This window comes from Pseudomonas edaphica (assembly GCF_005863185.1).
Classification (GTDB): Bacteria; Pseudomonadota; Gammaproteobacteria; order Pseudomonadales; family Pseudomonadaceae; genus Aquipseudomonas; species Aquipseudomonas edaphica.
The window spans coordinates 1-21,778 of the sequence record NZ_VBVZ01000008.1 but is presented as its reverse complement, the minus strand read 5'-3'; the positions used below and the strand labels follow the sequence as shown (position 1 = coordinate 21,778).

Sequence of the window (21,778 nt, the reverse complement as noted above, 5' to 3'; positions counted from 1 at the left end):
TTTGACGCAGGCCGGCCAAACGACCGTTCGTCGGCGCCATCACAACTTGTAGCGAATGTGTAAACCCGAAGAACCCGATACCACCGTCTACAGTCATACCCGATACGAACACCTTAAGGAGCTTCCATGTCTCGTTTCACTCGCAGTGCAGCTGTTATCACCCTGGGCGTCGCCACCCTTGCCAGCCTCCCCGCTTTGGCAGCCGAAGGGCTGAACTACAACCAGATTTCCCTGCGCGCCGAGGTCAGCCAGGAGGTTGCCCGCGACAAGATGATCGTCACGCTGTACACCGAATCGCAAAATGCCGACCCGGCCAAGCTTGCTGCCGAAATCACCAACACCATGAACAAGGCGTTGGGCCAGGCACGTGAAGTCAAAGCCGTAACCCTGCGCCAAGGCAGCCGCAACAGCTACCCGATCTACGACAGCAAGAACCAGAAGATCACCGGTTGGCGCGAACGCGCCGAACTGCGTCTGGAAAGCGCCGACTTCCCGGCACTGTCCAAACTCACTGGCGAGCTGTTGAACACCCTGAAAATGGAAAACATGGACTTCGCCATCGCCGACACCACGCGCAAGGCCAGCGAAGATGCGTTGCTCAAGGATGCGGTCGCCGCGTTCAAGGCCCGTGCCCAGCTCGCAACTGACGCGTTGGGTGGCAAGGGCTACAAGATCGTCAACCTGAACTTCAACACCAATGGTTACCCGATGCCTTACGCCCGCAATGGCGGGATGATGATGAAGGCGGCCATGGCGGATTCGGCGCCAACGCCAGAAGTAGAAGCCGGCACCAGCCAGGTCAACATGAGCGCTGATGGGGTGATTGAGGTCTTGCACTAAACCCTTTGCGATATTAGAAACGGCGCAGCCTGACAGGCTGCGCTTTTTTTTGACCGCGCTTATGTCGCCCAACAGCCCCACACCGACATCGCAAAATCACAACTCACATCGCCGCGCTCGAACGCCATACAGCAACATTTCATTAACGACGACCGTAAAATTTCAAGTGGAAAGCTTTCCCACTCAAACTGCCATGCAACAGTTGACAGTACCTTCATGTAAAACTTTTCTTCTGCACAGTCGGAATAAGTTTAAGCATCAACTTTACGTGCTCAACCAGGGTGTAAAGTGGAACTCGACGCGTCCAGCCCCCCACTGAGTGATCATCACTGCTGCCTTAACTTAACAAGCAACGTGTTTATTCGACGTTCTCTGTGCGATGCCTGCTATTGCACCGCAGCGTAAACTTGCGGCCGCCTGCTGCCCAGTGAGGATCGACAGTTAAGTTCACAACCCACTCAGTAAATCGAGCCGACCATGCAAACAATGGCACCCTCTTCGCTGCACGCTTGCGCTACACCAACTACTCCCTTGGATTCAAACTATCCAGAACAAGCACACATGGGCAATCGCGTCACTCGCGATCTATCCCCTCCGGATAGAAATTCAAGAGGTTTACCGAGGGGCCAGCCGTTTTATCGCGGTGGGTTTCATGGACACTCGCCCTTCGACGATCTTAAACCGGGTAATATCCCGGGAGTCATTTATGGATGGAGCGTCACTCCACCCGCGGCGAACGCCTCCCTGCAAGAACGGGAGGCACGTATGGGTGACTATGCGGATCGCGTAAGGTGGAAGTTAAAGCTTGTGGAACACGGTAGCGAAGGCGAAAGGAATATTAAATTCCAAGATGCCCGTCAATACATGGAACCCGCAGGTTACTTCAGTGGCGGTTTGCTGGCAGCCGGGTATGACCCGCATGAAACAATCACGGTGACGTTCACCGCTTACACCAAGGAGCTTAATGGTGCTTCTCACCTGACCAGCAAAGACGAGCGCACCTACTTTGCATGGGAGATTGCAGCCGGAGCCCTTAAGCACGATAGGCCCGCGGGAGGCGGCGTGATTAATGCCCAAAGCATGCAAATCAGGCCAGAAGACCGAAATAAAATTAACGACTTGGAGTCGATGGGCGCCAAGCTTCAGCATCATTGGAAAAACGAGATAATCAAGCCCATGGCGGATCATTCGGGCGCACTGGCGAAGCGCTCAGGGTTGGCCGATGCCTATGTAGTGCGGGGCACCTTGCACAGTCTGCGCAACGACGAGGAAAGTTATAAGGCGCTCGGGGCTGAGGCACAAGAAGCCATCGACCGAACACTAGACAAAAACGGCAACGTGGTTATTCCAAATATCTACGGCTATCCGCTCGCCGGGTATGCGTTTATCCCTTACAAAAACTACCATGGCGATTATGATCACCGGCCCAATAGAGGCCTGATGATTGACTTGAAGAACGGCAAGGTCAGTAAAATAGACGGCGATAATGAATTTGCCAGTTGGGCAAAAGAAAACCGCAATGAGTTGCTACGGAGTTTCAACTCCAAGGACAGGCAGGGCGGCCAAAATACTCATTGGCCCCCGGCGGGCGATGTACTCGAAAATTTGATTATCGGTAAAGGTGCCACCTACCCGGGGCGTGCCGGTAAAACCAGCGAAAAAGTTGTACCGGTGGAGGAGACTTTTAATTATACCCAGTCGCGAAATTCACACTATTATTTAAAGTTTGGAAGCCTTAACTCCGGTATTGCCCACGCCTATCAGGAGATGAACACCAAAAATGCAAAATCGGACGATCAGACGCAGGTGTTTGGTGCCTCGAAGCAATCGTGGAAGGCCGCGAAAGAGGCGTGGGGCAATACCTTCGGTTACGTCCCCGTTGTCGGCAATACGGGCAATATCGTATTTGGCATTCATGACGCCGCCACGGGTATGACAGCCAGCGATCGCGTTGGCGGCACTGCTGCCGCGGTGATATCTACCCTGCAACTCGCGCACGAAGTTGCACAAATTGGGACGGATGCTGGGTTGGGTGAAGCCCCCATCGGGCCTACTACCGCGGGCAGCGAAGTTTACGGCTGGAAATACAATGAGCAGACCAAGAGTTTTAATTTTGAGCGAAACATAAAAGTGTCGAGCGAAAGCGATATACACCCCGCCACCAACGCCGCGCCAAACGAACCGAGTACGCCACCGGCCATTGAAACAGAAGGCGTGCCCCCGACAATCGAAGCGCAAAACAGTAAACGTTCGATTCTAAGGTCCATTGAAGACTTACCGACCGGCGAGGCTCTTTTTTCTACGCCTGAAAAAAACGTAATTCTGAGTGGAGAACTCAATGACCTAAACGCCCTTGACAAAAAACTCTACACATTTACCGATTTCAACAAAAAAGGCAGTGCAGAACGACTCAACATACTCGTCCATGGGAGCGTCGACCCTGCTACTGGTATCGCGAAAGTTTCATATGCCGGAAAACTCCATACGCCCGAAGAGCTACTTCAGACACTTAAAGACGCAGGCATTCACCCGGAGACGTTTGACAATATACGGCTGCTGACATGTGACTCTGCAAGTGGTGGAGATGCCTCCTTCGCGGCTGAGTTTCAGAGGCTCATACAGCGCCCTGTCAAAGGCTATCGTGGCACGCTCACAGGCAACCTCGTGCCGGAAGAAATAAATGCCGCGATTGAAAAAGTAGAAAAAGAATATTTGAAAGCCCTAAAACAAACTCAGAACTCCCCGCTGACTGATGCCGATAGGGCATTGGCCAGAGACGAAGCTGAAAAATACGTCGCCAAAGAATTGGCGAAAACCATAAACTTCAAACCCGTAAAGAAAAATCCCTATTGGAATCCGTTTTCATGGTGGGCATTTACTTATAAGCCAATGACCTTCCCACAACCATAACAGCGAGAACCTGCCGAAGGGCATCATCTGACTGCATTAAGTGAACCAGAGTCTCTACCTGATAACCCTGAACGGCGGTAACCTCGGTGACCGTCGCTTCCGTTTGGGCAGCTTTTATATGCCCACCACTTCAGGGGTCTCCATGGAAAGAATCACCTTAAAACCGTTGCTCCTTGCCGCCGGCCTCCTGGCCTTGATGCCGACCGCTCAGGCGGCGACTACCCTGGTCTACTGCTCCGAAGCCAGCCCCGCCGGCTTCGACCCCAGCCAGTACACCAGCGGCACCGATTTCGATGCCTCAGCCGAAACCGTCTTTAACCGCCTGACCCAGTTCAAGCGCGGTGGCACCGAGGTAGAGCCTGGCCTTGCAACAAGCTGGGAGGTCTCCAAAGACGGCCTGACCTACACCTTCCACCTGCGCGATGGCGTCAAATTCCACACCACCGACTACTTCACCCCTACCCGTGACTTCAATGCGGATGATGTGCTGTTCACGTTCAATCGCTTGCTCGATGCCAACAGCCCGTTCCGCAAGGCTTACCCGTCAGAATCGCCTTACTTCACCGACATGGGTTTGAACACCACGATCAAAAACGTCGAGAAACTCGACAACCACACCGTGCAGTTCAACCTGAACAATGTCGATGCCTCGTTCGTACAGAACCTGGCCATGAGCTTCGCTTCGGTGCAATCAGCCGAATACGCCGCTCAATTGCTCAAAGAAGGCAAAGCCGAAGAGATCAACCAGAAGCCGGTGGGCACAGGCCCGTTTGTGTTCAAGCGCTACCAGAAAGATTCGCAGATTCGCTACGTGGCCAATAAGCAGTATTGGAAGCCCGAGGATGTGAAGCTCGACAATCTGGTATTCGCCATCACCCCGGACGCCGCCGCGCGCCTGCAGAAACTCAAGGCCGGTGAATGCCAGGTCAGCGGTTACCCGCGTCCGTCCGACATTGAAATAATGAAACAAGACCCCAACCTGCGCGTGCTGCAACAGGCCGGTTTCAACTTGGGTTTCCTGGCCTATAACGTGACGCATCCGCCGCTGGACCAGCTCAAAGTGCGCCAGGCGATGGACATGGCCATCGACAAGCCCGCGATCATCAAGGCCGTTTACCAGAGCGCCGGACAATTGGCGCAGAACGCACTGCCACCGGCGCAGTGGTCTTATGACCCCACTATCAAGGATGCGCCGTACGATCCGACCAAGGCCCGGGCGCTACTAAAAGAAGCAGGGGTTGCACCAGGTACCACCATCAATTTGTGGGCCATGACGGTACAGCGCGCTTCAAACCCCAACGCACGCATGTCGGCACAAATGATCCAGCAGGATTGGGCGAAGGTCGGTATCAAGGCCAACATAATCAGCTACGAATGGGGCGAATACATCAAGCGCGCCAAAAATGGCGAGCATGACGCCATGATTTATGGCTGGACCGGCGACAACGGCGACCCGGATAACTGGCTCGGCGTGCTCTACAGTTGTGCCGCCGTCAAGGGCAGTAACTACGCCAAATGGTGTAACCCGGCCTACGACAAGCTGGTGCAACAGGCCAAGGTCAGCAACGACCGCGAGCAACGCATCAAGTGGTATCAACAGGCGCAAAAAATACTTAAGGAACAAGTACCTATAACGCCTATTGCGAACTCGACGGTTTTCCAGCCACTGCGTAAGGAAGTGCAAAACTTCAAGATCAGCCCGTTTGGGCTTACGCCGTTCTATGGCGTCAGTCTAGATAAGTAACATCATCGCCCCAACCGAGTGCGCCAGACGCCTCGGCTGGGCCTTTTTGGTGCGCAAAATGCACCGAAAAAACCCTCTATATATATGCATTTATGTACAAACTTTCATAAATGCGACATTCCTGTACGTTCGTACCACAGTTTGCCTCTCGCAACGGTTCAGCATCTTGCAATGGGTATGGCCCCTGCATAAGTATCCGCAGGCCGACTCACGAGGTCGCCCTCACCACCAAAAATGACAACAAATCATGAGGCCAACATGCTTAAACACGCAGTCCTTCCGCTTTTAGTGAGTGCTGGCCTTATGGCCGCAGCTCCATTCGCCCAAGCGGCGACTAACCTGGTGTTCTGCTCCGAAGGGAGCCCGGCCGGTTTCGACCCAGGCCAGTACACCACCGGAACAGACTTCGATGCCTCGGCCGAAACCATGTTCAACCGTCTGACCCAGTTCGAACGCGGCGGCACTGCTGTGATTCCTGGGCTGGCCACCAGCTGGGACGTTTCCCCGGATGGCCTGACGTACACCTTCCACCTGCGTGATGGCGTGAAGTTCCACACCACCTCGTACTTCAAGCCGACCCGTACCTTCAATGCTGATGACGTGCTGTTCACGTTCAACCGCATGATCAATAAGGACGACCCGTTTCGCAAAGCCTACCCCACCGAGTTCCCGTACTTCACGGACATGGGGATGGACACCAACATCAAGAACATCGAGAAAGTCGATGACCACACCGTCAAGTTCACCCTTGGCACTGTGGACGCCGCTTTCATCCAGAACCTGGCAATGAGCTTCGCGTCGATCCAGTCGGCTGAATACGCCGCCCAACTGTTGAAAGAAGGCAAGGCACAGGACATCAACCAGAAGCCAATCGGCACTGGCCCGTTCGTGTTCAAGAGCTACCAGAAAGACTCCAACATCCGTTACACCGGCAACAAGGATTACTGGAAGCCTGAAGACGTGAAGATCGACAACCTGATCTTCGCCATCACCACTGACCCGTCGGTGCGTATCCAGAAGCTGAAGAAAAACGAATGCCAGGTGACCCTGTTCCCGCGTCCAGCCGACCTCAAGGCGCTGGGTGAAGACAAGGACCTGAAACTGCCGCACCAGGCCGGTTTCAACCTGGGTTACATCGCTTACAACGTTATGCCGGTGCTCAAGGGCCAGACCGCCGCCAACCCACTGTCTGACCTGCGTGTACGTGAAGCGCTGGACATGTCGGTGAACAAGCAGCAGATCATCGACTCCGTGTACCAGGGCGCAGGCCAACTGGCCGTCAACGCCATGCCGCCGACCCAGTGGTCCTACGACACCACCATCAAGGATGCCCCGCATGATGTGACCAAAGCCAAGGCTTTGCTCAAGGAAGCGGGCGTCAAGGAAGGCACCGAAATCACCCTGTGGGCCATGCCGGTTCAACGTCCGTACAACCCGAACGCCAAGCTGATGGCCGAGATGCTGCAGAACGACTGGAAACAGATCGGCCTGAAGGTCAACATTGTCAGCTACGAGTGGGGCGAGTACATCAAGCGTTCCAAAGGCGGCGAGAACCAGGCCATGATCATTGGCTGGAGCGGTGACAATGGTGACCCTGACAACTGGCTGAACGTGCTGTTCGGCTGCGACTCGCTGTCCGGTAACAACTTCTCCAAATGGTGCGACAAGAAATTCGACGGCATCGTCAAAGAAGCCAAAGCCACATCGGATGTCGCCAAACGCACCGAGCTGTACAAGCAGGCGCAACATATCCTCAAAGATGCAGTCCCGATGACACCTATCGCGCACTCGACGGTGTATCAACCCATGCGCAACACCGTGCAGGACTTCAAGATCAGCCCGTTTGGCTTGAACTCCTTCTACGGCGTTAGCGTAAGCGGCAAGTAAGGCTCAGTAGCGGCGACGTTTCATAACGTCGCCGTTATTGCATCCGCCCAGACCGTAGGAAACAGACCACATCCGCAACATTGCCGTCCTACAGCAATGAACTGCGACATGTGCATCCGTTGCCTACAAGGTCAATCCGTTTTGGCGCATTTACTGCAAGCTCCGCGACCCATACCGTCGTAGGACAGCAGAGGCTCCAACCTAGGAAAGGCACTTGCTGTATGTGGGATCAGTGATGTCTCCCAGGCCTGACGCCTGGGTGATTGTTCGCTGGTGACAACAACAAACAAGGATTGGGATCGTCATGCGCCATACCACTGTTCTATCCGCAATTTTTGGCACCAGCCTGCTGGCTGTGGCCACGATGGGCCAAGCCGCCGAAAAGAAGAGCCTGGTGTTCTGCTCTGAAGGCAGCCCGGCCGGGTTCGACACCGCGCAGTACACCACCGCCACCGACAACGACGCGGCGGAGCCCTTGTACAACCGCCTGGTTGAATTCGAAAAAGGCGCGACTGACGTGGTGCCTGGGCTGGCAACCAAGTGGGATATTTCCGAAGACGGCCTGACTTACACCTTTCACCTGCGTGAAGGGGTGAAGTTCCACAGCAACAAGGAATTCAAGCCGACGCGCGACTTCAACGCCGACGACGTGCTGTTCACCTTCAACCGCATGCTCGACCCTGAATACCCGTTTCGCAAGGCCTACCCCACCGAGTTTCCATACTTCAACGGGATGAGCCTGAACAAGAACATCGCCAAGGTCGAGAAGACCGGCCCTTACACCGTGGTGATGACCCTGAACACGGTTGATGCCGCGTTTGTGCAAAACATCGCCATGAGCTTTGCCTCGATCCTGTCGGCCGAGTACGCCGAACAGTTGCTTAAACAAGGTAAACCCAGCGACATCAACCAGAAGCCGATCGGCACAGGCCCGTTCGTATTCCAGCGCTACCAGAAAGACTCGCAGATCCGTTATGTGGGCAACAAGCAGTACTGGGACCCGAGCCGCGTCAAGCTGGACCAACTGATTTTCGCCATCAACACCGACGCCTCGGTGCGGGTGCAGAAGCTCAAGGCTGGCGAGTGCCAGGTGACCCTGCACCCGCGCCCCGCTGACGTCGACGCGCTCAAGGCCGACCCGAACCTGCAACTGTTGACCAAGCCAGGTTTCAACCTCGGCTACATCGCCTACAACGTGCGCCACAAACCTTTCGACCAGCTCGAAGTGCGCCAGGCGCTGGACATGGCGGTGAACAAGCAAAGCATCCTCAATGCCGTGTACCAGGGCGCGGGCCAACTGGCGGTCAACGCCATGCCGCCGACCCAGTGGTCCTACGACGACAGCATCAAGGACGCCGCCTACAACCCGGAAAAAGCCAAGCAACTGCTCAAGGCCGCCGGCGTTAAAGAAGGCACCGAGATCACCCTGTGGGCCATGCCGGTGCAGCGCCCGTACAACCCCAACGCCAAGCTGATGGCCGAAATGCTGCAAAGCGATTGGGCCAAGATCGGCCTCAAGGTCAAGATCGTCAGCTACGAATGGGGCGAGTACATCAAGCGCACCAAAAACGGCGAGCACGATATCAGCCTGATCGGCTGGACCGGCGACAACGGTGACCCGGACAACTGGCTGGGCACCCTCTACAGCTGCGACGCCATCGGCGGGAACAACTACTCCATGTGGTGTGACCCGGCGTACGACAAGCTGATCAAGCAAGCCAAGGTCGTGACCGACCGCGAACAAAGGACTGTTCTGTACAAACAGGCGCAGCAATTGCTTAAACAGCAAGTGCCAATCACGCCAGTCGCCCACTCGACGGTCAACCAGCCGTTAAGCGCCAAAGTCGAAGGTTTCAAAGTCAGCCCCTTCGGCCGCAACGTGTTCTCGGGCGTCAGTTTCAACCCATAAGAAAATAACCGGATGGTGCGGAGCCAAATCGGCTCCGTAGCAAACGTGCAGCCTTTTGTTGGGATTTATCCTACGGCAAACGTTTGCAATAGCTTGAACGAGTTACACACCCAATAGCCGGTTCACCTAAAAAGACCGGCATTAAAAAGAGAACCAAAGGAGCTCCACCCATGAAACTGAGCAGCAAAGCGCTTCTGGCCCTGGCCATCAGCAGCATCACGGCAACCGCCTTCGCTGAAACCCAGAGCCAGGACTTCGTTCCAACCACATTGGCCGGCACCAGTGCCCAAAGCGAGGCCAAAGGCTTTGTCGACGGCGCAAGCCTGGGCGGTACCACCCGTAACTGGTTCTCCAACGAACAGAAGTTCCGTGGCGGCAAGTTCACCTACCAGAAGCACGGCGAAGCGCGCACTGACGCTTACCGTACCAACTGGGTACAGGGCACCATCCTCAACCTGAGCTCGGGCTTTACCCAAGGCACCGTGGGCGTCGCTACCGAAGTCGCGGCCTACAACGCTCTGGTTCTGGACCGCAGCAAGCGCGACATCAAGGGTGGTTCCAACCGTACCCTGGCCGACTCCAACGGTGATGCAGTCGACCAGTGGAGCAAACTGGGCCTGGCCAACGTGAAGTTCCGTGTGTCGAACACCACCTTGACCGCCGGTCGCCAGAACTTCAGCAGCGGCATCGTCGACACCATCGGCAACCGTGCGCTGCCATCGAGCTTCGAAGGTTTCGCCCTGAACAGCGAAGAATTCAGCAACCTGTCGTTCCAGGGCGCTTACTTCGACCGCGTGTCGCCACGTACCGAACAGAGCCTGTCGAAATTCCGCAGTGAATACGGCAATGGCCAGGAAGCGGATCACGTCTACACCGCCGGCGTGAACTACCAGCCGTTCAAGAGCCTGAAAACCAGCTTCTTTGGCGCTCAAGTCAAAGACTTCTGGAACCAGTACTACTTCGGCGCCACCCACGAACTGGGTGATGCTCAGACCCTGGCCCTGACCACCGGCCTGAACTACTACAAGACCGTCGACGAAGGCAAAAAGTTGATGGGCAAGATCGACAACGACACCTACTCGCTATCGCTGGGCCTGACTCACCAGGCTCACAGCCTGACCTTCTCGTACCAGGAAGTGAACGGTAACGAGTACTTCGACTACCTGCACGAAACCAACGGCATCTACCTGGCCAACTCCCTGACGTCCGACTTTAACGGCCCGAACGAGAAATCGTTCCAGGTCGCTTACGGCCTCAACATGGCCGAATACGGCGTGCCTGGCCTGAAGTTCAACATCTACTCGGCTCGCGGCTGGGGCATCGACGGCACTCACTACACCGGCGACGGCGGCGTGAAAGGCTTCGCTTACAACGGCATCCAGAACCAGGATGGCGAGAAACACCAGGAATACGGCATCGGTACTTCCTACGCCCTGCAGAGCGGCCCACTCAAGGCCACCACCATCCGTGGTACCTACGTGACTCACCGTGCCAGCGCCAACCAGGCTGACGGCAACATCCGTGAGTTCCGCCTGGTCACCACCATCCCGTTCAACATTCTTTAATTAGCGCCAGGTAGACGGCGGGCTCATCACGAGCCCGCCGTCTACGCTTGTCTGGTTTAATCGATTGCAGAGGGCTCTGAATGAAAATGCTCCCGCTACAAGCTGCCATTGCCGCTGCGCTGTTGAGCGTTGCGATCGGCGTTTCAGCCAAACCACTGGTGGTCTGCACCGAAGCCAGCCCGGAAGGTTTTGACCCGGTTCTGTACACCACCGCAGTAACCGCCGACGCCGCCGCTGAAACCATGTTCAACCGCCTGGTGGACTTCAAGCCCGGCACCACCGAAGTTGTACCGGCACTGGCCAAGGCCCTGCCCGAGATCAGCGCTGATGGCCTGACCTACACCTTCCACCTGCGTGACGATGTAAAGTTCCACACCACCGACTACTTCAAACCCACGCGCAACATGAACGCCGACGACGTGCTTTGGAGCTTTCAGCGCCAGCTGGACCCGAATCACCCTTGGCACAACAAGTCTCTCGTGGGCTACCCGTATTTCGAAAGCATGGGCTTCAAGGAACTGCTCAAGAGCGTAGAGAAGACCGACGATCACACCGTCGTCTTTACCCTGACCCGTCCTGAAGCACCTTTCCTTGCCGACCTGGGCATGGCGTTCTCTTCAATCCACTCGAAGGAATACGCTGACCAGTTGCTCAAATCCGGCAAGACCGAAGACCTCAACGCCAAGCCGATCGGCACTGGCCCGTTCGTCTTCATCCGTTACCAGAAAGACGCCCAGGCGCGGTTCAAGGCCAACCCCGACTACTTCCGCGGCAAACCGGCAGTCGACCCGCTGATCCTGGCGATCAGCGTCGACAACAACGTGCGCCTGCAGAAGCTCAAGGCCAACGAATGTCAGATCGCGTTGTTCCCCAAGCCGGATGACATTCCAAGCATCAAGAAAGACCCGAACCTGAAAGTCGATGAACTGGCGGCGATGACCACCAGCTACACCGCACTGAACACCACCCACAAGTACATGAGCGATGCACGGGTGCGTCACGCGATCAACATCGCATTCGACAAGGCCGGCTATACCGAAGCCCTGTTCGGCAAAGGCAATGCCGTGGTGGGCACCGGCCCTTACCCGCCAACCTTGCTGGGTTTCAGTGACAAGCTTAAAAACCCACCCCGTGACCTCGACAAGGCCCGCGCCCTGCTCAAGGAAGCCGGCGTGCCGGAAGGCACCGAGTTCACCCTGTTCACCCGTAACGGTGGCGGCCCGACCAACCCCAACCCGATGCTCGGCGCCCAGCGCATGCAAGCGGATCTGGCGCAGATCGGCCTGAAAGTGAACATCAAAGTGATGGAATGGGGCGAGATGCTCAAGCGTGCCAAAAACGGTGAGCACGATATGGTTTCGGCCGGTTGGGTCGGTGATAACGGCGACCCGGATAACTTCCTCACGCCAAACCTGAGTTGCGATGCAGCGAAAAACGGCGAAAACTACGCCCGCTGGTGTAACAAAGAGTTTCAAGACTTGATCGACAAAGCGCGCGCGATCGCTGAACCCGGCCAGCGCGCTGCGCTCTATGAACAAGCACAGGACGTTTTCGAAAAAGATCAACCATGGCTGCCCATGGCTTACCCGAAATTGTTCACCGCCATGCGCAAGAACGTAGAAGGCTTTACCCAAAGCCCTCTGGGTACAAATAACTTCGCCACCACCCAGGTGAAGTAAATAAGAGAAGACGCTCGGCACCGTCGACATTGACGGTGCCGAACCTGCCTAACCGGCTGATTGAGGTACACAACAAGATGTTTAGTTTTATTGCCCGCCGATTGGGGTTATTGATCCCCACGTTTTTCGGCATCACGTTGCTGACGTTTGCGTTGATTCGCATGATTCCCGGCGACCCCGTAGAAGTCATGATGGGCGAACGCCGTGTCGACCCCGAGATGCACGCACAGGCAATGGAACGCCTTGGCCTGAACAAGCCACTCTATGCGCAATACTTTGACTATGTAGGCAAGCTCGCCCACGGCGACCTCGGCGAATCGCTGCGCACACGCACCAGCGTGTGGACCGAATTCACCGCCCTCTTCCCTGCGTCCCTGGAACTGTCCATGGCCGCCCTGTTGTTCGCCGGTATCCTGGGCCTGTTGGCCGGGGTGATCGCGGCCCTTAAACGAGGATCCCTGTTCGACCATGGGGTGATGGGCATCTCCCTCGCGGGATATTCGATGCCGATCTTCTGGTGGGGCCTGATCCTGATCATGTTCTTCTCGGTGAGCCTGGGCTGGACCCCGGTTTCCGGGCGTATCGACCTGCTCTACGACATCGAGCCGCGCACTGGCTTCATGCTGATCGACACCTTGCTGGCTGACGAGCCGGACGCGTTCTGGGATGCCCTGCACCACCTGATCCTGCCGGCCATCGTGCTCGGCACCATCCCGCTGGCGGTGATTGCGCGCATGACCCGTTCGTCGATGCTCGAAGTACTGCGCGAAGACTACATCCGCACCGCCAAGGCCAAAGGCCTGTCGCCGGCGCGCGTGGTATTCGTGCACGGCCTGCGTAACGCGCTGATCCCGGTACTGACCGTGGTCGGCCTGCAAGTCGGCACCCTGCTGGCCGGTGCGGTCCTGACCGAAACCATCTTCTCGTGGCCCGGCATCGGCAAATGGCTGATCGAAGCCATTGGCGCGCGGGACTACCCGGTGGTGCAAAACGGCATCTTGCTGATCGCCTGCCTGGTGATCATGGTGAACTTCGTGGTGGATATCCTCTACGGCTTCGCCAACCCACGCATCCGTCACCAGCGCTGAGATCATGACCATGAGCACACCTACTCAAGCGGTAGCAGTCGATCAAAGCCTGCTGTACCCGTCCCCGTACAAAGAATTCTGGCAAGCCTTTTCCAAAAACAAAGGCGCGGTTGCCGGCCTGCTGTTTATGTTGCTGATCGTGTTCTGCGCGATTTTCGCCCCGTGGGTTGCGCCACATAACCCCAGCGAGCAATACCGCGACTTCCTGCTCACCCCACCGGCCTGGCTGGAAGGTGGGCAAATACAGTTCCTGTTGGGTACTGACGAGCTGGGCCGTGACCTGCTCTCGCGCCTGATCCAGGGTTCGCGCCTGTCGTTGCTGATCGGCTTGTCGTCGGTGGTGATGTCGCTGATCCCGGGCATCCTGCTGGGCCTGTTCGCCGGTTTCTTCCCACGCGTGCTTGGCCCGACCATCATGCGCTTGATGGACATCATGCTGGCCCTGCCATCGCTGCTGCTGGCTGTTGCCATCGTCGCAATCCTCGGCCCTGGCCTGATCAACACCGTCATCGCCATCGCTATCGTGTCGCTGCCGTCTTATGTCCGTCTGACCCGCGCTGCGGTAATGGGCGAACTGAACCGCGACTACGTGACTGCCGCCCGCCTCGCCGGCGCCGGCCTGCCACGCCTGATGTTCATCACCGTGCTGCCCAACTGCATGGCGCCGCTGATCGTACAGGCCACCTTGAGCTTCTCCTCGGCGATCCTCGATGCTGCGGCCCTGGGCTTCCTTGGCCTTGGCGTACAACCGCCAACCCCTGAGTGGGGCACCATGCTGGCTTCGGCCCGTGACTACATCGAACGCGCCTGGTGGGTGGTGAGCTTGCCTGGTTTGACCATTTTGCTCAGCGTGCTGGCAATCAACTTGATGGGTGACGGCCTGCGCGATGCGCTGGACCCGAAACTCAAGAACGCCGCCTGAGGAGATTCCCATGTCACTGTTAGAAATCAAGAATCTCAACGTGCGCTTCGGCGACAAGACCGCCGTGCCGGTGGTCGATGGCCTCGACATTTCCGTCGACAAAGGCGAAGTACTGGCGATCGTTGGCGAGTCGGGCTCGGGTAAATCCGTGACCATGATGGCGCTGATGGGCCTGATCGAGCACCCCGGTATCGTTACTGCCGACGCGCTGAACTTTGACGGCAAGGACATGCTCAAGCTGAGCAACCGCCAGCGTCGCCAGATCGTCGGCAAAGACCTGGCGATGGTGTTCCAGGACCCGATGACCGCGCTGAACCCCAGCTACACCGTGGGTTTCCAGATCGAAGAAGTGCTGCGCCTGCACCTGAAAATGTCCGGCAAGCAAGCCCGCAAACGCGCTATCGAACTGCTCGAAAAGGTAGAAATCCCAGGCGCCGCCAGCCGTATGGATGCTTACCCGCACCAACTGTCCGGCGGTATGAGCCAGCGCGTGGCAATCGCCATGGCGATTGCCGGCGAGCCGAAGCTGCTGATCGCCGATGAGCCGACCACGGCATTGGACGTGACCATCCAGGCGCAGATCATGGAACTGCTGCTGGCCCTGCAAAAAGAGCAGAACATGGGCCTGGTGCTGATCACTCACGACCTCGCGGTCGTGGCTGAAACCGCCCAGCGCGTGTGCGTGATGTACGCCGGCCAGGCCGTGGAAGTCGGCCAGGTGCCGCAACTGTTCGACATTCCGGCGCACCCGTACAGCGAGGCACTGCTCAAGGCCATTCCCGAGCACAGCCTGGGCGCCACGCGCCTGGCCACGCTGCCGGGTATCGTGCCTGGTCGTTATGACCGCCCGCAGGGTTGCCTGCTGTCGCCACGTTGCCCGTACGTGCAGGAATCCTGCCGTGCCCAGCGCCCCGGCCTTGACCCGAAAAGCAACAGCCTCGCGCGCTGCTTCTACCCCTTGAACCAGGAGGTGGCGTAATGGCCGTCGTTCTTACCGCCCGCGACCTCACCCGTCACTACGAAGTGTCCCGTGGCCTGTTCAAGGGCCATGCACTGGTGCGCGCGCTTAATGGTGTGTCGTTTGAACTGGAAGCCGGCAAGACCCTCGCCGTGGTAGGCGAGTCGGGTTGCGGCAAATCCACCCTGGCCCGTGCGCTCACGCTGATTGAAGAGCCGTCGTCCGGCTCCTTGAAAATCGCCGGCCAGGAAGTCGCCGGCGCCGACAAGGCCCAGCGCAAGCAATTGCGCAAAGACGTGCAGATGGTGTTCCAGAGCCCGTACGCCTCGTTGAACCCGCGCCAGAAGGTCGGTGACCAGCTCGGCGAGCCGCTGCTGATCAATACCAACCTGTCCGCCGCCGAACGCCGCGAGAAAGTGCAGGCCATGATGAAGCAAGTGGGCCTGCGCCCTGAGCATTATCAGCGCTACCCGCACATGTTCTCCGGTGGCCAGCGCCAGCGCATCGCCCTGGCTCGCGCCATGATGTTGCAGCCTAAAGTGCTGGTGGCGGATGAGCCGACCTCGGCGCTGGACGTGTCGATCCAGGCCCAGGTACTCAACCTGTTCATGGACCTGCAGCAGGAATTCAACACCGCCTACGTGTTCATCTCCCACAACCTGGCGGTGGTGCAACACGTCGCCGACGACGTGATGGTGATGTACCTCGGCCGCCCCGTGGAAGTCGGCCCCAAGGAAGACATCTACGCGCGCCCGCTGCACCCCTACACCCAGGCGCTGCTGTCGGCCACCCCGACCATCCACCCGGACCCGAACAAGCCGAAGATCAAGATCGTCGGCGAACTGCCCAACCCGCTAAACCCGCCGCCTGGCTGCGCGTTCCACAAGCGTTGCCCGTATGCCACGGCGCGGTGCAGCAGTGAGGAGCCGCAGTTGCGAGCGTTGGATAACCGTCAGGTGGCTTGCCACTATGCGGAGCAGTTTGTGGCTTAAGCCTTGTAGGGCGAGACAGTGGATCGTTCCCACGCTCTGCGTGGGAACGCCGCCCAGGACGCTCTGCGTCCCGTCGCTCGATTAAGGCGTGACGCAGAGCGTCACAGGATGCATTCCCACGCGGAGCGTGGGAACGATCGACTTAGAGGAGTTCTACCGCCCCACCCGTCGGATTGCGCATCAGTCCGGCAGGCGGGGCTTTTTTTCATCTCGACTCAGGTATCGCTGTCACCTTCAGAGTTGTCATCGTCATCTGGCGGCGCTTGCTGGTCATCATCATCCTTTGAGCCGCCCTGGTCTTCATCACCGGCCTCAGACTCGCTCTTGGCCAACTGCAAACCACCCACCTGCGCCGTCTTCGCCGCCACATAGCCTGGGGCCTGGCTCTGCACAGCCGTACTGGCCCACGCCGAAGAAGCGCCCAGCGATAACATCACCAACACTTTCAGCAACAGCACCAAACGTTGAAAGATAGTCATGGTCGATTTCCGTCCAGTCAGTGAAACACGTGCGCCAGCGTTCGACCGGCGCTGTGAATGAAGCTAGTTCCGTTCTCGGGTTTATGCCAATCAGGACTCACGTATCCTGTCCTCACCGTCATTGTAGGGGTTTTCTTGATATTCCTTGGGCGCGGGCTGAGCCTGGGGCTGCCAGCAGCATCAGCTGGACGGCACGTTGAGTTATACGCAAGGTCGCCTCCGGATCCGTCGGTGAGTGGGTGAAGTATTTGAAAACGCTAGACCGGATGCGGGATTCGCGCCAATGGCCCGGACAGATGAAGATCAAAATGTGGGAGCTGGCTTGCCTGCGATAGCGGTGGGCCAGCCACTGATAGGGTTACTGACAGACCGCCATCGCAGGCAAGCCAGCTCCCACAATGGACCAGCGTCGCGCACACAAAAAAGGGCGAAGCCATGACAGCTTCGCCCTTTGGTGTACCGCACAGACCTTAGTGGTGTTCGCGCGTCGCCCGGAATTTCACATCCGGCCAGCGCTCTTCCATCAGCGCCAGGTTGACCCGCGTCGGTGCCAGGTAGGTCAGGTGGCCACCGCCGTCGATCGCCAGGTTTTCTACGGCCTTGTTGGAGAACTCTTCCAGCTTCTTCTTATCGCTGCAATCGATCCAGCGCGCGGAGTACACGGTGATTGGCTCGTAGGAGCATTCGACCTTGTATTCCTCTTTCAAGCGGCTGGCGACCACATCGAACTGCAGCACACCGACGGCGCCGAGGATGATGTCGTTGCTGCGCTCGGGGAAGAACACTTGGGTGGCACCCTCTTCCGCCAGCTGCTGCAGGCCTTGGCGCAGTTGCTTGGATTTGAGCGGGTCACGCAGGCGTACGCGGCGGAACAGTTCCGGGGCGAAGTGCGGGATGCCGGTGAAGCCCAGGGCTTCGCCTTCGGTGAAGGTGTCGCCGATCTGGATGGTGCCGTGGTTGTGCAAACCGATGATGTCGCCGGCAAACGCCTCTTCCAGCTGCTCACGCTCGGAGGAGAAGAACGTCAGGGCGTCGCCGATGCGCACGTCCTTGCCGGTGCGCACGTGGCGCATCTTCATGCCTTTTTCGTATTTACCGGAGCAGATGCGCATGAAGGCGATACGGTCGCGGTGTTTGGGGTCCATGTTCGCCTGGATCTTGAACACGAAGCCGGTGAATTTCTCTTCGACCGGTTCCACGGTGCGCTCGTTGGCAACCCGGGCCAGGGGTTTCGGCGCCCAGTCCACCACGGCGTCGAGCACGTGGTCGACACCGAAGTTGCCCAGTGCAGTACCGAAGAACACCGGCGTCAGCTGGCCGTCGAGGAATTCCTGCTGGTTGAACTCGTGGCAGGCGCCCTGCACCAGTTCCAGCTGGTCGACAAAACGGTCGTACTCGTCACCCAGGTGGGCGCGGGCTTCGTCCGAGTCGAGCTTCTCGATGATCTTGGTTTCGGTGCGTTCGTGACCGTGGCCAGCGGTGTAGACAATGATGTAGTCGTCGGCCAGGTGGTACACACCCTTGAAGTCGCGGTAGCAGCCGATCGGCCAGGTGATCGGCGCGGCCTTTATCTTCAGGACGGCTTCGATTTCATCCAGCAACTCGATTGGGTCGCGGATATCGCGGTCGAGTTTGTTGATGAAGCTGACGATGGGCGTGTCACGCAGACGGCACACGTCCATCAGCGCGATGGTCCGTGGCTCAACGCCTTTACCGCCGTCGAGGACCATCAAGGCCGAGTCCACCGCGGTGAGGGTGCGGTAGGTGTCTTCGGAGAAGTCTTCGTGGCCGGGGGTGTCGAGCAGGTTGACCATGTGGTCGCGATACGGGAACTGCATGACCGACGTGGTAATGGAAATACCCCGTTGTTTTTCCATTTCCATCCAGTCGGATGTCGCATGGCGGTCGGATTTGCGGGATTTCACCGTGCCGGCCACAGCGATTGCCTTGCCCATCAGCAACAGCTTCTCGGTGATGGTGGTTTTACCGGCATCGGGGTGGGAAATAATGGCGAAAGTGCGGCGTTTCGCGACTTCGGCGGCCTGGTGGGTCATGGGAAATCGCCTGGCAGGTGAGTCAAAAAAGGGCGGCGAGTATAGCGCAAACCCCAGGCACCGGACCACCGTTCACCCGATTGGGGGTGGCTAAATGCTGCCAAGTATGGAACCTTTTAAAAGGTAGAGACGTCCACTCCCCTGCTACCGCACTCGGAACAGGGGCTGAAAAATCAGCAAGTTAGCCTGACGAGGCTGCGCTCATGGCTCGATCGCATACCGCGTTGCCGGTATCGGCGAGCTGCTTTTCGCGAACACATTCGAAGGCAGCCAGCAATGGCATTGCCGCCGGAGAATGTGTTCGCCGACAAAAGAAAAAAAGGAGTCCGCCTGTGGCTATTCGCTATGGCAAAGGGCTGATAGGAGGTGCGGTTGTCGTCGCACTCCTGGCCCTGCTGGTCCACTGGATCGGCATCAACACGATCGAACTGTACCGCGACGATTTGTTGTTTTACCTGCAAGCACACCTGATCCTCGTTCTAGTCTCCATGCTGGCCGCCCTCGTTGTGGGCATCCCCGCCGGCATCCTGCTCAGCCGACCGAACATGGTCGGGCGCGCAGAACGCTTCATGCAGATCTTCAACATCGGCAACACCGTCCCTCCCCTGGCCGTATTGGCCATCGCCCTCGGCGTCCTCGGCATCGGCAGTGGCCCGGCCATCTTCGCGTTGTTCCTCGCCTCGTTGCTGCCCATCGTGCGCAACACCTACGAAGGCCTCAAAAACGTTCAAGGCTCACTCAAAGAAGCTGCCACCGGCATCGGCATGACGCCGCGCCAGGTGCTGTTTCGCGTGGAACTGCCCAACGCCGTGCCGATCATCATCGGCGGCGTGCGCGTGGCCCTGGCGATCAACGTCGGCACCGCCCCGCTGGCGTTCCTGATTGGCGCCAACAGCCTGGGCAGCCTGATTTTCCCCGGCATCGCCCTGAACAATCAGCCGCAACTGCTGCTCGGCGCCGCGTGCACCGCGCTGCTGGCATTGCTGCTCGACGGTCTGGTGACCATGGCCAGCCGCCTCTGGCTGGAACGCGGAGTGCGTGCGTCTTAAGGCTTGGCAAAGGAAATCACATGAAAAAACTGACTTTGATATTGAGCTGCGTCCTGCTGTTTGCAGGCATTGCGCAAGCCGCCGAAAAACCGGTGATTCGCATCGGCGCCCGGGTGTTCACCGAACAGACCCTGCTCGCCGAAATCACTTCCCAGTACCTGCGCACTAAGGGCTACGACACCCGTGTGACCGGCGGCCTGGGCAGTAACCTGGCACGCAGTGCCCAGGAAAGCGGGCAGCTTGATTTAATTTGGGAGTACACCGGCGTGTCGCTGGTGGCTTACAACCATATCGACGAGAAGCTCGACAGCGAACAGTCTTACGCTCGGGTGAAAGAACTCGACGCGAAAAAAGGCCTGGTCTGGCTGTCGCCGTCGAAATTCAGCAACACCTACGCCCTGGCATTGCCGGAGAACGTGGCTAAGGAGTTCCCGCAGGTCAATAGCATCAGCGACCTGACCCAAGCCCTGGCGGAAAAAACCAAGGAAAACCGCCTGGTAGCCCTGGACACCGAGTTCGCCAACCGTTCCGACGGCATGGCCGGCATGGTCAAGCTGTATGACATGAACCTCACGCGTAAAAACACTCGGCAGATGGACGCCGGCCTGGTCTATACCGCGCTGCGTAATGGCCAGGTGTTTGCCGGGTTGGTCTACACCACCGACGGTCGCCTGAATGCCTTCAAATTGAAGCTGCTGGAAGACGACAAGCACTACTTCCCGGACTACACCGCAGCGCCCGTGGTGCGTCAGGTTTATCTCGACGCCCACCCACAATTGGCCGCCGACCTGAAGCCGCTGGCTGCGCTGTTTGACGACGCCACCATGCGCCAGTTGAACGCACGGGTCGACGTCGACCATGAAAGCCCATCCGCCGTGGCCGCAGATTTTCTGCGCCAACATCCCATCAGCCAATAAGAGGAGAAGACATGGAATTCCTGAACGCCTTTTCCCATCTTGATTGGGCACTTGTCCTGCAACTGACCTGGCAGCACATCACCCTGGTCGGCATTGCGGTCATTCTCGCGATTGTCGTCGGCGTGCCCCTCGGCGTGCTGATGACCCGCTTCCCGACCCTGGCCGGCCCGCTGCAAGCCAGCGCCACGGTGCTGCTGACCGTGCCGTCCATCGCGCTGTTCGGCCTGCTGCTGCCGTTCTACTCCAAGTTCGGCCAGGGCCTGGGGCCGATGCCGGCGATTACCGCGGTGTTCCTCTACTCACTGCTGCCGATCATGCGTAACACCTACCTCGCCCTCACGGGCGTGGAGCCGGGTATTCGCGAAGCCGCCAAAGGCATCGGCATGACCTTCGGCCAGCGCCTGCGCATGGTCGAACTGCCGATTGCCGTGCCGGTGATCCTCGCCGGTGTGCGCACCGCCGTGGTGATGAACATTGGTGTAATGACCATCGCCGCCACCATCGGCGCCGGTGGCCTGGGTGTACTTATTCTGGCTTCCATCAGCCGCAGCGACATGTCGATGCTGATCGTTGGCGCCGTGCTGGTCAGTCTCCTGGCCATCTTCGCCGACCTGCTTCTGCAATGGCTGCAACGCTCGCTGACTCCAAAAGGACTGCTCAAATGATCGAACTTCAAAACCTGACCAAGACTTTTCAAAGCAACGGCAAGACTGTCTCCGCCGTGAACGACGTAAGCCTGACCGTCAACGAAGGCGAAATTTGCGTATTCCTCGGCCCGTCGGGCT

General features: G+C 58.0%; 16 protein-coding genes and 1 pseudogene. 15 read left to right on the top strand and 2 right to left on the bottom strand.

Features of this window, described 5'->3' with window-relative positions; translation table 11 throughout:
- The first annotated feature begins 126 nt into the window (after positions 1-126).
- From FEM54_RS01230 to FEM54_RS01180, 11 genes are all read left to right on the top strand, one after another.
- Entirely contained in the window at positions 127-840 is a 714-nt protein-coding gene (locus tag FEM54_RS01230) for an SIMPL domain-containing protein (protein ID WP_017138278.1), read from the top strand.
- Positions 841-1,605: 765 nt separating this feature from the next.
- On the top strand, positions 1,606-3,750 hold the full coding sequence (locus FEM54_RS01225) for a hypothetical protein (protein ID WP_138449136.1): 2,145 nt from the start codon (positions 1,606-1,608) through the stop codon (positions 3,748-3,750).
- A 142-nt stretch (positions 3,751-3,892) separates the two neighbouring features.
- Positions 3,893-5,494, top strand: coding sequence for an ABC transporter substrate-binding protein (locus tag FEM54_RS01220; protein ID WP_138449134.1), 1,602 nt, complete (start codon positions 3,893-3,895; stop codon positions 5,492-5,494).
- Between the two features lie 258 nt (positions 5,495-5,752).
- Complete coding sequence (locus FEM54_RS01215; protein WP_017138281.1) at positions 5,753-7,381, top strand: ABC transporter substrate-binding protein; 1,629 nt, start codon at positions 5,753-5,755, stop codon at positions 7,379-7,381.
- A 364-nt stretch (positions 7,382-7,745) separates the two neighbouring features.
- A complete protein-coding gene (locus FEM54_RS01210; RefSeq protein ID WP_370589437.1) occupies positions 7,746-9,290 on the top strand; it encodes an ABC transporter substrate-binding protein in 1,545 nt (514 codons plus the stop codon).
- Between the two features lie 170 nt (positions 9,291-9,460).
- The gene (locus FEM54_RS01205; protein WP_017138283.1) at positions 9,461-10,855 is read left to right on the top strand and encodes an OprD family porin; all 1,395 of its coding nucleotides are present in this window, start codon (positions 9,461-9,463) and stop codon (positions 10,853-10,855) included.
- 80 nt (positions 10,856-10,935) lie between these two features.
- Entirely contained in the window at positions 10,936-12,534 is a 1,599-nt protein-coding gene (locus tag FEM54_RS01200) for an ABC transporter substrate-binding protein (protein WP_138449133.1), read from the top strand.
- A 77-nt stretch (positions 12,535-12,611) separates the two neighbouring features.
- Complete coding sequence (locus tag FEM54_RS01195) at positions 12,612-13,622, top strand: ABC transporter permease subunit (protein WP_138449132.1); 1,011 nt, start codon at positions 12,612-12,614, stop codon at positions 13,620-13,622.
- Between the two features lie 10 nt (positions 13,623-13,632).
- A complete protein-coding gene (locus tag FEM54_RS01190; RefSeq protein WP_017138286.1) occupies positions 13,633-14,544 on the top strand; it encodes an ABC transporter permease subunit in 912 nt (303 codons plus the stop codon).
- Positions 14,545-14,554: 10 nt separating this feature from the next.
- The gene (locus FEM54_RS01185) at positions 14,555-15,523 is read left to right on the top strand and encodes an ABC transporter ATP-binding protein (protein ID WP_017138287.1); all 969 of its coding nucleotides are present in this window, start codon (positions 14,555-14,557) and stop codon (positions 15,521-15,523) included.
- On the top strand, positions 15,523-16,494 hold the full coding sequence (locus tag FEM54_RS01180) for a peptide ABC transporter ATP-binding protein (protein WP_017138288.1): 972 nt from the start codon (positions 15,523-15,525) through the stop codon (positions 16,492-16,494). Before FEM54_RS01185 ends, FEM54_RS01180 begins: the two co-directional genes overlap by 1 nt.
- Positions 16,495-16,709: 215 nt before the next feature.
- Here the strand turns inward: FEM54_RS01180 and FEM54_RS01175 are convergent, their stop codons facing one another.
- Both FEM54_RS01175 and FEM54_RS01170 read right to left on the bottom strand, forming a co-directional pair.
- On the bottom strand, positions 16,710-16,973 hold the full coding sequence (locus FEM54_RS01175) for a hypothetical protein (RefSeq protein ID WP_017138289.1): 264 nt from the start codon (positions 16,971-16,973) through the stop codon (positions 16,710-16,712).
- 470 nt (positions 16,974-17,443) lie between these two features.
- Positions 17,444-19,027 carry a peptide chain release factor 3 gene (locus FEM54_RS01170; protein ID WP_017138290.1) on the bottom strand — a complete coding sequence of 528 codons (1,584 nt, stop codon included), beginning with the start codon at positions 19,025-19,027 and terminating at the stop codon, positions 17,444-17,446.
- A gap of 332 nt (positions 19,028-19,359) precedes the next feature.
- Here FEM54_RS01170 and FEM54_RS01165 point away from each other — a divergent pair, with 332 nt between their 5' ends.
- The 4 genes and pseudogenes from FEM54_RS01165 to FEM54_RS01150 all read left to right on the top strand — a co-directional run.
- A complete protein-coding gene (locus FEM54_RS01165; RefSeq protein WP_017138291.1) occupies positions 19,360-20,076 on the top strand; it encodes an ABC transporter permease in 717 nt (238 codons plus the stop codon).
- A gap of 20 nt (positions 20,077-20,096) precedes the next feature.
- Positions 20,097-20,993: a glycine betaine ABC transporter substrate-binding protein gene (locus FEM54_RS01160; RefSeq protein WP_017138292.1), complete on the top strand. Its 897-nt coding sequence runs from the start codon at positions 20,097-20,099 to the stop codon at positions 20,991-20,993.
- 11 nt (positions 20,994-21,004) lie between these two features.
- A complete protein-coding gene (locus FEM54_RS01155) occupies positions 21,005-21,658 on the top strand; it encodes an ABC transporter permease (protein WP_017138293.1) in 654 nt (217 codons plus the stop codon).
- Positions 21,655-21,778 (top strand): annotated as a pseudogene (locus FEM54_RS01150) (glycine/betaine ABC transporter ATP-binding protein); the annotation flags it as partial. The gene FEM54_RS01155 and the pseudogene FEM54_RS01150, both read left to right, overlap by 4 nt.